We start from the raw sequence: 12,469 nt of genomic DNA on the forward strand, positions 1-12,469 counted from the left end.
AATGTGGCACGAATGACGGCTCAGGTGGCGGCGGCGGCGCGCTCCATCCCCTTGGGCGTCAGGCGCTTCTGCAGCGCCAGCAGTGAATAGTCGACAATGATCGCCAGCACGCTGACGGCCACGGCACCGAGGATCAGCTGGCGCGGATCGGACTGGGAAATACCGCGGCTGATGAAGGTGCCGAGCCCGCCAGCGCCGATGTAGGCGGCGATGGCCATGACGCCGATGTTGAGCACCACTGCGGTGCGCACGCCGGCCATGATCACCGGCACGGCGAGCGGGATCTCGACCATGCGCAGGCGCTGGTTCTGGCTCATGCCGATGCCGCGAGCGGCCTCGCGCAGTGCTGGATCGACGTTGTTGATGGCGGTGTAGGTGTTGCGAATGATCGGTAACTGCGAATAGAGCAGCACCGCGATGACCGCCGGCATGTAACCGATGCCCTGACCGATGACCGATAGAATCGGGATCATGATGCCGAACAGTGCGATGGAGGGGATCGTCACGATGATCGAGGCGATGTAGAGCACGGTCTTGGCGGCGCGCTCGTTCTTGGTGATGGCGATGCCGATCGGCACCCCCGTCAGGGTCGCGATGCCGACCGCTACACCCACAAGGGAGATATGCTCGATGGTGCGGGTCAGCAAGAGCTCCAGGTTGTCCAGAGCATATTGAAACAGTTCCAAGCGTCGTCTCCTTGATTATTGTGTCTCAAGACCGGCAGGAGTTCGCCGGCCCGGGATGACGGTGCAGCGCATTAGTGCGAGCTTCCGATAATCACGCGGACAGGGGTGCCGGCGCGGGAACCGGCTAAGCGTAGCAGAGCGGCATAGCCATTTGTTATCGATATGGATGACGATACAAAATGCCAATTATTGATAATGGTGATTCAAGCGCGTAAGCGACCGCTTACTTTGTGCCGCTTCATGATGTTGCGCAAGAGGAGAAGAGGGGGGGAGAAGAGGGGAATGAGGAAGATGGCTTGAGGCGCTGAGATCTGTGAGCAGCGGCCATATCAGCCGTCAGGGTTTCCCTATATGCTCCACGAGTAAAGGGATTGGCAACTTTGCCGCAATGAGTCGCAATGGAAGGTACTCCGGTGTCATGAACACAGATCATCCCGTTATCGATACTCGCCAGGCAGTCGCCAATTTTGAGGCGACTCTTGAGCAGTTCAGGCAGGCCCGCACGACGGACCCCAAGGCCCCCAGCGGCGAGGTGCTGGAGTCGGCCAGAGTCGTCATGACGACGAGCGAGGGGCTGGATGCGCTGTACGCTCGCGTCTCTGACGTGGAGGCGGCGGGCGTCTTCGCCGGACGGGACTGGGCACAGCCTTCCATCCTGCAGCCGGTGTTGGCGGTGCGTTCATTGCGACAAAGCAGTGCCGAGATCACGGTCATTGAGGCGCTCAGTGAGCTTCGCCTGCTGGCGGTGGCATCAGGGGACTACTTTCATCCGGGTATTTCTGCCGAACAGGCCAGGAATTTCCTGACCCAGGTGATGGCCTTGAACCTGGACCTGTTGGCCGGGCAGATGAGCGAGGCGGACCGCGAGCGCCCTCAGGCGTTGGGCGCTATCGTACAGTCGCTGTATCAATACCTGCTGGTCTGGTTGGGCTACGAGAGCATTCTCGCCAGCTTGGTCGACGAAGTCGGACGTCTGTTGGTCCAGCGCCCGATCCAGACCGACAGCATCAAGGAAATGGTCAGCCAGATTGCCAAGTGCCTCTTTGACCCGGAGATCGAAACCGCCGGTACGGAGGGGGCTGCGCGCCTGGTCAGTGCACTCTTCGGTCCGACCCCGGGCTGCCGTGAAGATCCCGGCTTGACGGAGTATGCCGAACGCCTTTCGGCCATGGATCGGGTTGCCCTGGCCGACGAGGCTTGTGCCTTCGCGCGTGCGATGCATGAAACGGGGCTGGTATCGGCGTATCACGCCGTTTTCCTGCGTCACCTGCGCGGCCAGTTTGACGATTTGATCCCCGAAGCCCTGGGGCTGAGCATGACGGGCACCGATGCCCTGCAATGCTACAGTGCGCTGGTGTACCGGCTGATTGATGAGGCGATTTTCCCTGAAACCACTCAGGCGGTGTATGGCCTTTTCATGCTGCTTGAACGCGGTGCCCTTTTTGCTTCACCGGTCGCCGCCGGGCTGTGGCGGCAAATTGAACTGAAGCTTTCCGTTGCGACTTCAGAAACCTTGATAGAGGTCTTTGGCGACGCACATCCACCCAGGGTCTACCTGCTTGCCGGCGTGCTGAGTATTCTGGGTCTGCCTCTGGGCGTCGGGCAGGGCAACAACCCCACCTGTCAGTCGGTGATCGGGCTATCCATGTGGGCTGATAATGACCCGGATTACCTGTTGCAGCTCGTGGCCTGGGCCGCCCGTGATGACGAGGTGCTCACGCGGTTCGAGGGCCAGCAGATCTCGTCCAAAGGGTTGGACTCCGGCCTTGCCAAGGAGCCCCCACTGGATGTCGATGCCGTATCCCTGATTCTGGTACCGCATCTCGACCGCCTCTACATGGAAATGGGGCGTCTTTGCGGTGTGAGGGACGATGACCTGCATCGCTGGATCAACCCGGAGTTCTACGGCTGGTGGGTGGGTCACGGCTTCCGTGTGGTGGTTAACATCGACACCGGTAAGATCGACGACTATGAGGGGTTCATACGTCAGTTCTATGCCAGCTACCACCCCTATTACAACGGCAATATGCCGGTGATCCACCCCCAGCCGGCCGGCATCGCCGTCACCGACAGCGGGGGGCGCTATGTGGGTCGACACGCCATCACGATCCTGCGCGTGGCGCTGGACGCCAAGGATGAGATGCGTGTCTATTTCTTCAATCCCAACAACGACAGCGGCCAGGACTGGGGGCAGGGTATCGTCTGCGCGATTCAGGGCAACGATGAGCTCAACGGAGAGGCGTCACTTCCCATCGCCGAGTTTGCCTCGCGGCTCTACGTGTATCACCTGGACCCGCTGGAGCTCGGTGACATGGAAGCCGTTCCCGCGGGCGAGGTGGCCCGCGTCATGGAACTTGGGCGCACCAGTTGGGCGGTGAACGTTTAGGTGATGGCGCTGCGGGCTGTGGCCCGCAGTGCATCACTTGGCGAGGCTTTCAGAACCCGCGATGAAGCTGAGGCATGAGCAGAATCAGCCGACCTTGTAGGACTGCGGCGATTCCGCCAGCAGGCCGCGACCGCCGGCCAGGGTCAGTGCCAGGTCGTGGAGGCCGTCCCACAGTGGGACGGCGCTGGCGCCCTTGATGGCCAAATCGAGGCGCTGAGAAAACATCAGCAGCTTGTGCAGACGCTTGACCGGCAGCCGGTTCAGGGCCTGCTGGTAGGCGGGACGTCGCTTGTCGAAGATCGGCGGTTTCTGGGCCTTGCAGGCGTGCTCGAAGCTCTGCCCCTGGTCAAGATGCTGGTAGAGCGAGAGCAGGATGCGCAGTTCACGGGTCAGCGCCCACAGCACGATGGGGGCCTCGAGGCCTTCACGCTGCAGGCTCTTGAGGATCCGTGAGGCGCGTTCGCGCTCGCCCCGCAGGCAGGCGTCACTCAGGGTGAAGACATCATAGCGAGCGCTATCTTCGACGCCCTGAGTGATCGATGCGACATCCAGTCGGGCGCCCCGAGGCATCAGCAGCGCGAGCTTCTGCAGTTCCTGATCAGCGGCCAGCAGATTGCCTTCGGTGCGCTCGCCGAGCAGACGGGCGGCCTCCATATCCATGCTGAGGCCATGGTGGCTGGCGCGATCGCGCATCCAGAAGCCGAGGCGCTGGTGATCCACCGGCCATACCGGTACGAAGAGCCCGGCCTTGTCCAATGCCTTGAACCACTTGCTCTGCTGCTGCCGGCGGTCGAGCTTGTCAGCCATGATCAAGAGCACGTTGTCGCTGCCCTTCATCTGCTCGGCGTAGGCTTCCAGAGCCTTGCCGCCTTCCTGGCCGGGCGCCTGGTTCCCCAGGCGCAGCTCGATGAGTTTCGACGAGGCGAACAGCGACAGACTGGCGGCGGACTCGGTAAGCCGCCCCCACTGGAAGCCGTTCTCGACGTGCAGCACCTCGCGTTCCTCGATGCCGGCATTACGGGCGGCAGCGCGCACCGCGTCGCAGGCTTCCATATGGATCAGGGGTTCGTCGCCGGCGACGATCACCACCGGCGGCAGGCCCTTGGCGAGCGCCGGGGGGAGCTTGTCGGGAAATACCTTCATACGGCCATACGGCTCCGTTATTGCTCGGCCAGTGGCCGCAGCCGCTCAAGGAGCTGGCGAGCGGCGGCCTCGCGTAGACTCTTCCTAGCGGCACGACGCGCATCATCCTGGGCCAGCAGGTCGTTGTCGTTGACGCTGATGCGCTCGCTGACCTCGAGGGTCTGCTGGTCGAGCAGGTAGGCATCGTCGGCCTGGCGCTGCACCGAGAAGGGCGCCGTCAGGGTCAGGTCGATGTCGCGACTGCCGGCGCCGGCCATGCCTCGGTTGGTCTCGCTGATGGTCGCGCGCCCCAGGTTGAGGCGCAGGGCGGCCTGATCGTCGACCTGGGTTCCGGCACGGGTTAGGGCCTCGCGCACCACGGGGGCAAGGTCGTCATTGGCGCCGGCCAGGGCCAGCGCTTTCAGGGCAGGGATGGACTCACCGTAGCCCCGCAGTTGAAAGCCACAGCCGCTGAGGCCAAGCCCCAGCGTACTCACGGCGGCCGCGCCCACGGCGACCTTTAGACCCTGCTTCAGAAAGCGGCGGCGTTGCATGATCGATTCCCTCGTGTGCTTGACCGGCTGATCCGACAACCTTTTACTTAACAACCCGTTATCCAACAACCCGTCATCTAATGACCCGTTAGCCAACAACGCGCTAGCCAACAACGATATTGACCAGCTTGCCCGGCACCACGATGACCTTGCGCACTGTCTTGTCCTCGAGGTGACGCTGGACGTTCTCGGCGGCCATGGCCTGAGCTTCGATGGCGGCCTTGTCGGCATCGGCGGGCACTTCGAGGCGGGCGCGCAGCTTACCGTTGACCTGCACCACCAGCTCGATGGAGTCACGGGCCAGGGCCGACTCGTCGAATGCCGGCCAGCCGGCATCGATGACCGGCTCGTCGTGGCCGAGTTCGGCCCACAGGCCGTGACAGGCGTGCGGGGTGATCGGCGAGAGCAGCAGCACGCAGGCTTCCACGGCCTCGCGGGCGACGGCCAGGTCCTGAGGGCTGGCATGCTCGCCCTCGTTCTGGAAGCGGCCGATGGCGTTGGTCAGCTCCATTACCGCGGCGATAGCGGTATTGAAGGTGGTACGGCGGCCGATGTCGTCGCTGGCCTTCTTGATGGTCTCGTGCGTCTTGCGGCGCAGTTCGCGCTGGGGCTCGCTTAGCGCCGACAGGTCGAGGTCGCCCGGTGTGCCGGCATTGGCATGCTCGGCCACGAGGCGCCACAGGCGCTTGAGGAAGCGGTGGGCGCCTTCGACGCCGGTGTCGGACCATTCGAGTGACTGCTCCGGGGGCGCGGCAAACATCATGAACAGACGCACGGTATCGGCGCCGAAGCGGTCGATCATCGCCTGGGGATCGACGCCGTTGTTCTTCGACTTGGACATCTTCTCGATGCCGCCCATCTCCACCGGCTCGCCGTCTTCGATCAGCACGGCGCTCACCGGCCGGCCCTTGTCGTCGCGCTTGACTTCGACGTCGGCCGGATTGAACCAGTCCTTGCCGCCGTTGGCGGCGGGCCGGTAGTAGGTCTCGGCGATCACCATGCCCTGGGTCAGCAGGCGCTTGAAGGGCTCGTCGGACTCGACCAGGCCGAAGTCGCGCATCAGCTTGTGGAAGAAGCGCGCATACAGCAGATGCAGGATGGCGTGCTCGATGCCGCCGATGTAGAGATCCACCGGCAGCCAGTAGTTGGCCCGCTCGTCGAGCATGGCGTCCATGTTGTCGGCGCAGCAGAAGCGCGCGTAGTACCAGCTGGATTCCATGAAGGTGTCGAAGGTGTCGGTTTCGCGCACCCAGCCGTCGCCGAGATCACTGAACTCGGGCATCTTCTTGAGCGGCGAGCCGGAGGCATCGACGGTTACCTCGGTGGGCAGGCAGACCGGCAGCTCGTCGTCGGTGAGCGGCACGGTCTGGCCTTCCGGGCCGTACTTGATCGGGATCGGCGCGCCCCAGTAGCGCTGGCGCGCCACGCCCCAGTCGCGCAGGCGGAAGTTGGTCTTGACCTCGCCGTGGCCCTGCTCGGTCAGCTTGGCGGCGATGGCATCGAAGGCCGCCTGGAAGTCCAGGCCGTCGAACTCGCCGGAATTGATCAGCACGCCGTGTTCGTCATGGGCGGCGGCGGAGACGTCCGGTGCCTGGCCGTCTTCGCCGGCGATCACCGGCTCGATGGGCAGGTCGTACTTGGTAGCGAATTCCCAGTCGCGCTGGTCGTGGGCGGGTACCGCCATCACCGCGCCGGTGCCGTATTCCATCAGCACGAAGTTGGCCACGTAGATGGGCACCTGACGACCGGTCAGGGGATGAACGGCCAGATAGCCGGTATCCATGCCCTTCTTCTCCATGGTGGCCATTTCGGCCTCGGAGGTGCCGCCGTGGGCGCATTCCTCGTTGAAGGTGGCAAGCGCCGGGTTGTGCTCGGCGGCGGCCTTGGCCAGCGGGTGCCCGGCGGCCACGGCCACGTAGGTCACGCCCAGCAGGGTGTCCGGGCGGGTGGTGTAGACCCGCAGCGGTTCGGCGCTGTCATGGCCGGTCACGTCAAAGGCCAGCTCGACGCCCTTGGACTTGCCGATCCAGTTACGCTGCATGGTCTTGACCTGCTCGGGCCAGTCGACATGGTCGAGATCGGCGAGCAGCTCTTCGGCGTAGTCGGTGATCTTCAGGAACCACAGCGGGATTTCCTTGCGCTCAACCGGCGCGCCGGAGCGCCAACCACAGCCGTCGATGACCTGCTCGTTGGCAAGCACGGTCTGGTCGACCGGGTCCCAGTTGACCGTCGACATCTTCTTGTAGACCAGGCCCTTTTCCACCAGCTTGGTGAAGAACCACTGTTCCCAGCGATAATAGTCGCTGTCGCAGGTGGCAAACTCGCGGCCCCAGTCATAAGCGAAGCCCAGCGCCTTGAGCTGGTCGCGCATGTAGTCGATGTTCTGGTGTGTCCACTCGGCCGGCGGCACCTGATTCTTGATGGCGGCGTTTTCGGCGGGCATACCGAAGGCGTCCCACCCCATGGGCTGCAGCACGTTTTTGCCCTGCATGCGCTGGAAGCGCGAGACCACGTCGCCGATGGTGTAGTTACGCACGTGCCCCATGTGCAGCTTGCCGCTGGGGTAGGGGAACATCGATAGGCAATAGAACTTTTCGCGATTGGCGTCTTCCACTGCCTTGAAGCACTGGTGCTTGGTCCAGAACTGCTGGGCGTCGCGTTCGATGTCGTGAGGCTTGTACTGTGCGTCCATCGGTCTGAGTGATTACCTTGTAGCGTCGGTGGCGAAAAGCAGAGGACTTTCCCATGCGATCGAGAAGCAAAAGGCTTGATGGCACGGGAAGATAGCGTCTAAATGGGGACCAAGCATACCGCAGCGGGGCCTGAGCAGGTAGGGGCCTCGCACTTGGCCAGAGTATGGCCAGATCAAGGAAGGTTTCAAAGGAGGCTCAGATGAGCGATCAGGACAAGCATTCAGACCATCGCCTGCGTGAGGGCTATGAACGTCTGCTGGGACGGCTTCAGGATGGCGCCAATGAGCTGTCGTGGGAAAACCTGCAGAAGGATCTCGACGATGCAGTGGAGTTCGAGGCGGAGGTCGAGGACTACACCCGCGACGAGCTGTCACTGCTGCGCGCCTGGGTCGAGCGCGACCTGAAGGACATGCGTCACTATCTCGCCGCCGGCGGTGAAGGTGTGGCCAGCTGGCTGGGTATCGATCTCGATGTGCTGTCGCGGCATATCCGTGAGGCACTGTTCTCGATCGCCGACCGTACCGTGATCGATCGGGCGCACTTCGAGGACGACCTGGAGGCGGCCCGCGCCGACTACTGTGAGGGCGAGATGATCGCCCCCGGTCTATTGAGCTGCGTGCACTGCAGCGCCGAGTTCACACTTGGCGAGGTGGCCCGCCTCGAGCCATGTCATCAGTGCGGGCATCGCTATTTCGCGCGAGGGCCTCAGGTCGCCAGCCAGTAGCTCGCTGGCTGTCTTCGGCGCTTTGCCCACGACCTTTCTGTTGCCCGCCCAGGCGAGCTGAGGTCTTGTCGGTGCCCGCCTGGTGAGTCAGCAACTGGCTGCCCACTCAACTCAGGGTGGCCAGTATCCCAATCGCCAGGCAGACCCCCAGCGACATAACCAGGGCATAGACCAGGTTGTGTCGCATCATCATCCCGCCGCTGGTGCCATAGCGGCCCTGTAACGACAGATTGATCCCCGATAACGGCCCGATGGCGGCGCCCACCGCCCAGGAGGTCAGCGCCACCACGCCTAGCAGGGGCTGGGTGGCACTTTCCAGGTTCAACACCGAGGCCAGCGTCGAAATTCCGATGATCGGGTGCAGGCCGATCACGGCGCTGGCGACGATGGCCAGGTAGCTGAGCATGGCTTCCCCCGCCCCGAAGTGTTCGAACAGCACCCACTGGCCGCCGGTGACCGCATCGATGAAGGTCGAGAGCCCCTGGGTGAAGAGTCCCGCTGCCAGGAATAGCGAGATTTCGCCGCGCATCGCCGGCAGCCGCTCCCGGGTATGCTGCACCATTCGCTTCGAGGTAAAGGTCAGGCCGCGGGGCAGGTTGGCGGCAAGCGCCGTGGCCGGCAGCAGAAAGGTGATGATGCTGACGATGGAAAGCCCAGGCGTAAGGCCATAGTGAAAGCCCAGCACCAGCACCGCCAGGCCCACTGGCATCAGCAGGTTGCGCGGGGAAAGCGAGACGCCCGCGACATCGTCAAGATCGAAGCGTCGCGCCAGTTCTAGGCGCGTCAGCACGCCGGAGAGTGCAGCCAGTGGCACGCCGGCGGCGAGCACGACGGCAAAGTCGAGCTCGGGCGCCAGGCCCATGGCCACGCCCATGGCGGCGAAGAACGGCGACCAGAGTGCTGCGCTCGAGAGCCCGCGGTTGAGTGTCAGCAGTTGAGGCAGGCGCAGGCCGTCGGCGCGCTTGAGCTGATCGCCGATCAGAAAGACCGAGGATAGATTCAGGATCGCGCCGAGCAGGTGGACGCTCAGCCAGGTGGTGATTACGCCTCGCCCACCGAGTATCTGGGTGCCGGGCGACGGCGGGGCGCGGTTGATCAGGCCGATGAAGCTGACCCCCACTAGCATGGCGACCACGAAGGTATTGCCGTCCAGCACCTGGCTCCAGGCAAGCGCTTCGCCATAGACGGTTCGGCTGATTACCAGCAGCGCCGCGCCGATCGCCGCCAGCGCCCCGACCTGGCGACGGTTGCGGGTGGGCATGTCGCCCCACAGCAGGGTCATTGCCAGCCAGAAGGCGATCCCGACCAGCGGCGCCACTACGGCGATGCCGGCCAGGCGCGCGATTTGCAACGCCAGGCCGAGAGCAATCACCAGGCCTGCCAATCGCTGCCGCCCGCTAATCTTGGCAGGAGTGGAGGCAGACGGGCGGTTAGCGTCCGCTGAAGGCGACGGCGAGTGAGGCGGCATGGGCGATAATCCGGGCAAAAAATAGCATGCTAGGCAAATCGAGGGGGCCGGGCAAGCCGGGCGATCTGGTCAAGCAGACGGCGGGGTTATGAGCCGTCAAGCCTTAGAGGGTGGCAGCGCCCACTGGCGGGCCTCGGGCGTGCGTGCCGCCTCGAGCAGGTCGATCATCGCCCGGGTGGCGTTGGAGAGCGTGCGATTGCGATGCACCAGGTAGCCCAGCGGCCGCTCGATGGGGTGGTGGTCGATCGGCAGGATGTGCAGGCCCTCGTCGATCATGCTCTCTGGCAGCACGCTCCAGCCCAGCCCGATCGAGGCCATCATTTTCAGCGTCTCCAGATAGTTGGTCGATAGCCCCACCTTCACGCTCAGCTCCTCGCGGGAAAAGGTCTCCAGCACGATGCCGCGGGTGAAGGTCAATGGGCCCGGCAATACCGCGGGATGAGCGGCCAGTGCCGACATGGAGAGCCGCTCATGGCGTGCCGCGTGCTGGGCAAGAGGGTGGTCATTGCCACAGACGAAGCGCAGCCGGTCGATCCATACCGGGACCACCGTCAGCTGCGGGTCGGGTACCGGCGCTAGGGTAACCACGGCGATCTCCAGGGCACCGTCGAGCACGCCCTGGTAGGCCTGCTCGGAATCGAGGAAGCGCAGGTCCAGATTGGCGGCAGGATGGTCGTGCGTGAAAGCCTTGAGCAGGGGCGGCAGCCGGTGCAGGCCGACATGGTGGCTGGTGGCGAGCGTCAGGCTGCCGGCCACGTCGCCTGCAAGGTTCGACAGCGCCCGGCGGCTGTCGTCGACCATCAGCAGAATCTGGCGAGCGCGGGGCAGCAGCAGGGCGCCGGCCTCGGTCAGGGTGACCCGGCGGCCGATACGATCGAAGAGCCGCGAGCCCACTTGATCCTCAAGAGTGGCGATGCGCTTGCTGACCGCGGGTTGCGTCAGGTGCAGCTGGTCTCCGGCCAGCGAAAAGGAGCCACAGTCGGTGACGGCCAGGAAGGCCTGCAGGCTTTGGGTGTCCATGGTCGTCTCCTCGTGAGCTAGCAGTGATGGCGCCTGAAGCGGAACTTGCATCGAGACCTGGCTCTTGGACAGGGGCCTGGGTCAGGGCCTGAAGTCAGGTTCAGGGAAAGGTTTAGGGACAGACAGGCCCTTCGTGCCTCATCGTCGTGCCGTTTAGCCTCATGGTTGTGCGCATGGTTGTGCACATGGTTGTGCAGGGAGGCGTCTCAGTCGCTATGTATTCTAATATGGAATCCATATCATAAATAACATGAATTGCTTTTATGTGTAGTGCCCCCTAACCTCGGGGTCATGGCAACGACACCTTAGACGCCAGTGGCGCTAGGTGCGGCGAGATCAATCAGAGGGCGAACACAGCCCCGTGGAGGAGAGACATGGCAGGCCAGACGCTTTATGACAAGCTGTGGTCACAGCACCTGGTGAAGGAGCGCGATGATGGCACCGCGCTGATCTACATCGATCGTCAGCTGCTGCACGAAGTGACCTCGCCCCAGGCATTCGAGGGGCTGCGTCTGGCCAAGCGTCAGCCGTGGCGCCTGGATGCTAACCTCGCCACCCCCGATCACAACGTGCCGACCACGGTGATCGAGCGCGCCGAGGGCAATGCCGGCATCAAGGATCCGGTATCGCTGATCCAGGTACAGACCCTGGATGACAACTGCGAATCCTTTGGCATCGAGGAATTTCGCATCAATGACGCTCGCCAGGGCATCGTGCACGTGGTCGGTCCGGAGCAGGGCGCGACACTGCCGGGCATGACGGTAGTCTGCGGCGACTCGCACACCGCGACGCATGGGGCCTTTGCGGCCCTTGCCCACGGCATTGGCACCTCCGAGGTCGAGCACGTGCTGGCCACCCAGTGCCTGCTGGCCCAGAAAATGAAAAACATGCAGGTGCGGGTCGAAGGTTCGCTCGGCACCGGCGTGACCGCCAAGGACGTGGTGCTGGCGATCATTGGTCGCATCGGCACTGCCGGTGGCACCGGCTATGCCATCGAGTTTGCCGGCAGCGCGATGCGCGAGCTGTCGATGGAGGGCCGCATGACGGTCTGCAACATGGCCATCGAAGCGGGCGCTCGGGTCGGTTTGATCGGCGTCGACGACACCACCATCGACTATTTGCGCGAGCGCCCCTTCGCTCCCCGTGGCGAGCAGTGGGAGGCCGCCGTCGCCGACTGGCGCGAGCTGGTCTCCGACGCCGATGCCGCCTTCGACAAGGTGGTCGAGATTCGCGCCGAGGACATCGAACCTCAGGTCAGCTGGGGCACCAGCCCCGAGATGGTTACCGGCATCTCCGGCCAGGTCCCCGATCCCGCCGAGTCCGCCGATGATACCGTCAAGGGCAGCTACAGCCGGGCACTGGAATACATGGGGCTCGCGGCCAAGCAAAAGATCACCGATATCCGCCTCGACAAGGTGTTCATCGGTTCTTGCACCAATTCGCGGATCGAAGACCTGCGTGCGGCGGCCAAGGTCGCCAAGGGTCGCAAGGTCGCCGATTCCATCATGCTTGCCATGGTGGTGCCGGGCTCCGGGCTGGTGAAGCGTCAGGCCGAAGCCGAGGGGCTCGACAAGATCTTCACCGAGGCGGGCTTCGAGTGGCGCGAGCCGGGCTGTTCGATGTGTCTGGCCATGAATGCTGACAAGCTCGGTGCCGGCGAGCACTGTGCCTCGACCTCGAATCGCAACTTCGAGGGTCGCCAGGGCTTCGGCGGACGTACTCACCTGGTCAGTCCGGCGATGGCGGCCGCCGCGGCGATTGCCGGCCATTTCGTCGATGTTCGCCAGTTCGACACCCAGCCCCAGGAGGCCTGAAC

General features: G+C 63.8%; 9 protein-coding genes. 3 read left to right on the plus strand and 6 right to left on the minus strand.

Features of this window, described 5'->3' with window-relative positions:
* Positions 1 to 20 precede the first annotated feature (20 nt).
* Complete coding sequence (locus tag Q2K57_RS13280) at positions 21 to 686, minus strand: ABC transporter permease (protein WP_112053238.1); 666 nt, start codon at positions 684 to 686, stop codon at positions 21 to 23.
* A 418-nt stretch (positions 687 to 1,104) separates the two neighbouring features.
* Between Q2K57_RS13280 and Q2K57_RS13285 the strand changes: the two genes are divergently transcribed.
* Positions 1,105 to 3,072: a hypothetical protein gene (locus Q2K57_RS13285; RefSeq protein ID WP_304525354.1), complete on the plus strand. Its 1,968-nt coding sequence runs from the start codon at positions 1,105 to 1,107 to the stop codon at positions 3,070 to 3,072.
* Positions 3,073 to 3,156: 84 nt separating this feature from the next.
* On the opposite strand, the gene holA is transcribed toward Q2K57_RS13285, so the two are convergent.
* The 3 genes from holA to leuS all read right to left on the minus strand — a co-directional run bounded on the left by holA (position 3,157) and on the right by leuS (position 7,440).
* The gene (gene holA / locus Q2K57_RS13290) at positions 3,157 to 4,215 is read right to left on the minus strand and encodes a DNA polymerase III subunit delta (RefSeq protein ID WP_304525355.1); all 1,059 of its coding nucleotides are present in this window, start codon (positions 4,213 to 4,215) and stop codon (positions 3,157 to 3,159) included.
* A 17-nt stretch (positions 4,216 to 4,232) separates the two neighbouring features.
* The gene (lptE, locus tag Q2K57_RS13295; RefSeq protein WP_304525356.1) at positions 4,233 to 4,748 is read right to left on the minus strand and encodes an LPS assembly lipoprotein LptE; all 516 of its coding nucleotides are present in this window, start codon (positions 4,746 to 4,748) and stop codon (positions 4,233 to 4,235) included.
* A 103-nt stretch (positions 4,749 to 4,851) separates the two neighbouring features.
* Positions 4,852 to 7,440, minus strand: coding sequence for a leucine--tRNA ligase (gene leuS, locus Q2K57_RS13300; RefSeq protein WP_304525357.1), 2,589 nt, complete (start codon positions 7,438 to 7,440; stop codon positions 4,852 to 4,854).
* Between the two features lie 200 nt (positions 7,441 to 7,640).
* On the opposite strand from leuS, the gene Q2K57_RS13305 reads away from it, so the two are divergent.
* Positions 7,641 to 8,165 (plus strand): zinc ribbon-containing protein, encoded by a 525-nt coding sequence (locus Q2K57_RS13305; protein WP_112053233.1) that lies wholly within the window; start codon positions 7,641 to 7,643, stop codon positions 8,163 to 8,165.
* A gap of 106 nt (positions 8,166 to 8,271) precedes the next feature.
* Here Q2K57_RS13305 and Q2K57_RS13310 read toward each other — a convergent pair whose 3' ends face one another.
* Together Q2K57_RS13310 and Q2K57_RS13315 are read right to left on the minus strand one after the other, a co-directional pair.
* Positions 8,272 to 9,633: a hypothetical protein gene (locus tag Q2K57_RS13310; RefSeq protein WP_304525358.1), complete on the minus strand. Its 1,362-nt coding sequence runs from the start codon at positions 9,631 to 9,633 to the stop codon at positions 8,272 to 8,274.
* Between the two features lie 96 nt (positions 9,634 to 9,729).
* Positions 9,730 to 10,653 carry a LysR family transcriptional regulator gene (locus Q2K57_RS13315; protein WP_112053231.1) on the minus strand — a complete coding sequence of 308 codons (924 nt, stop codon included), beginning with the start codon at positions 10,651 to 10,653 and terminating at the stop codon, positions 9,730 to 9,732.
* 374 nt (positions 10,654 to 11,027) lie between these two features.
* Here Q2K57_RS13315 and leuC point away from each other — a divergent pair, with 374 nt between their 5' ends.
* Positions 11,028 to 12,467 carry a 3-isopropylmalate dehydratase large subunit gene (gene leuC, locus Q2K57_RS13320; RefSeq protein WP_304525359.1) on the plus strand — a complete coding sequence of 480 codons (1,440 nt, stop codon included), beginning with the start codon at positions 11,028 to 11,030 and terminating at the stop codon, positions 12,465 to 12,467.
* Positions 12,468 to 12,469 lie beyond the last annotated feature (2 nt).

Origin of the sequence: Halomonas sp. I5-271120, from assembly GCF_030553075.1 — a bacterium.
GTDB lineage: Bacteria > Pseudomonadota > Gammaproteobacteria > Pseudomonadales > Halomonadaceae > Onishia > Onishia taeanensis_A.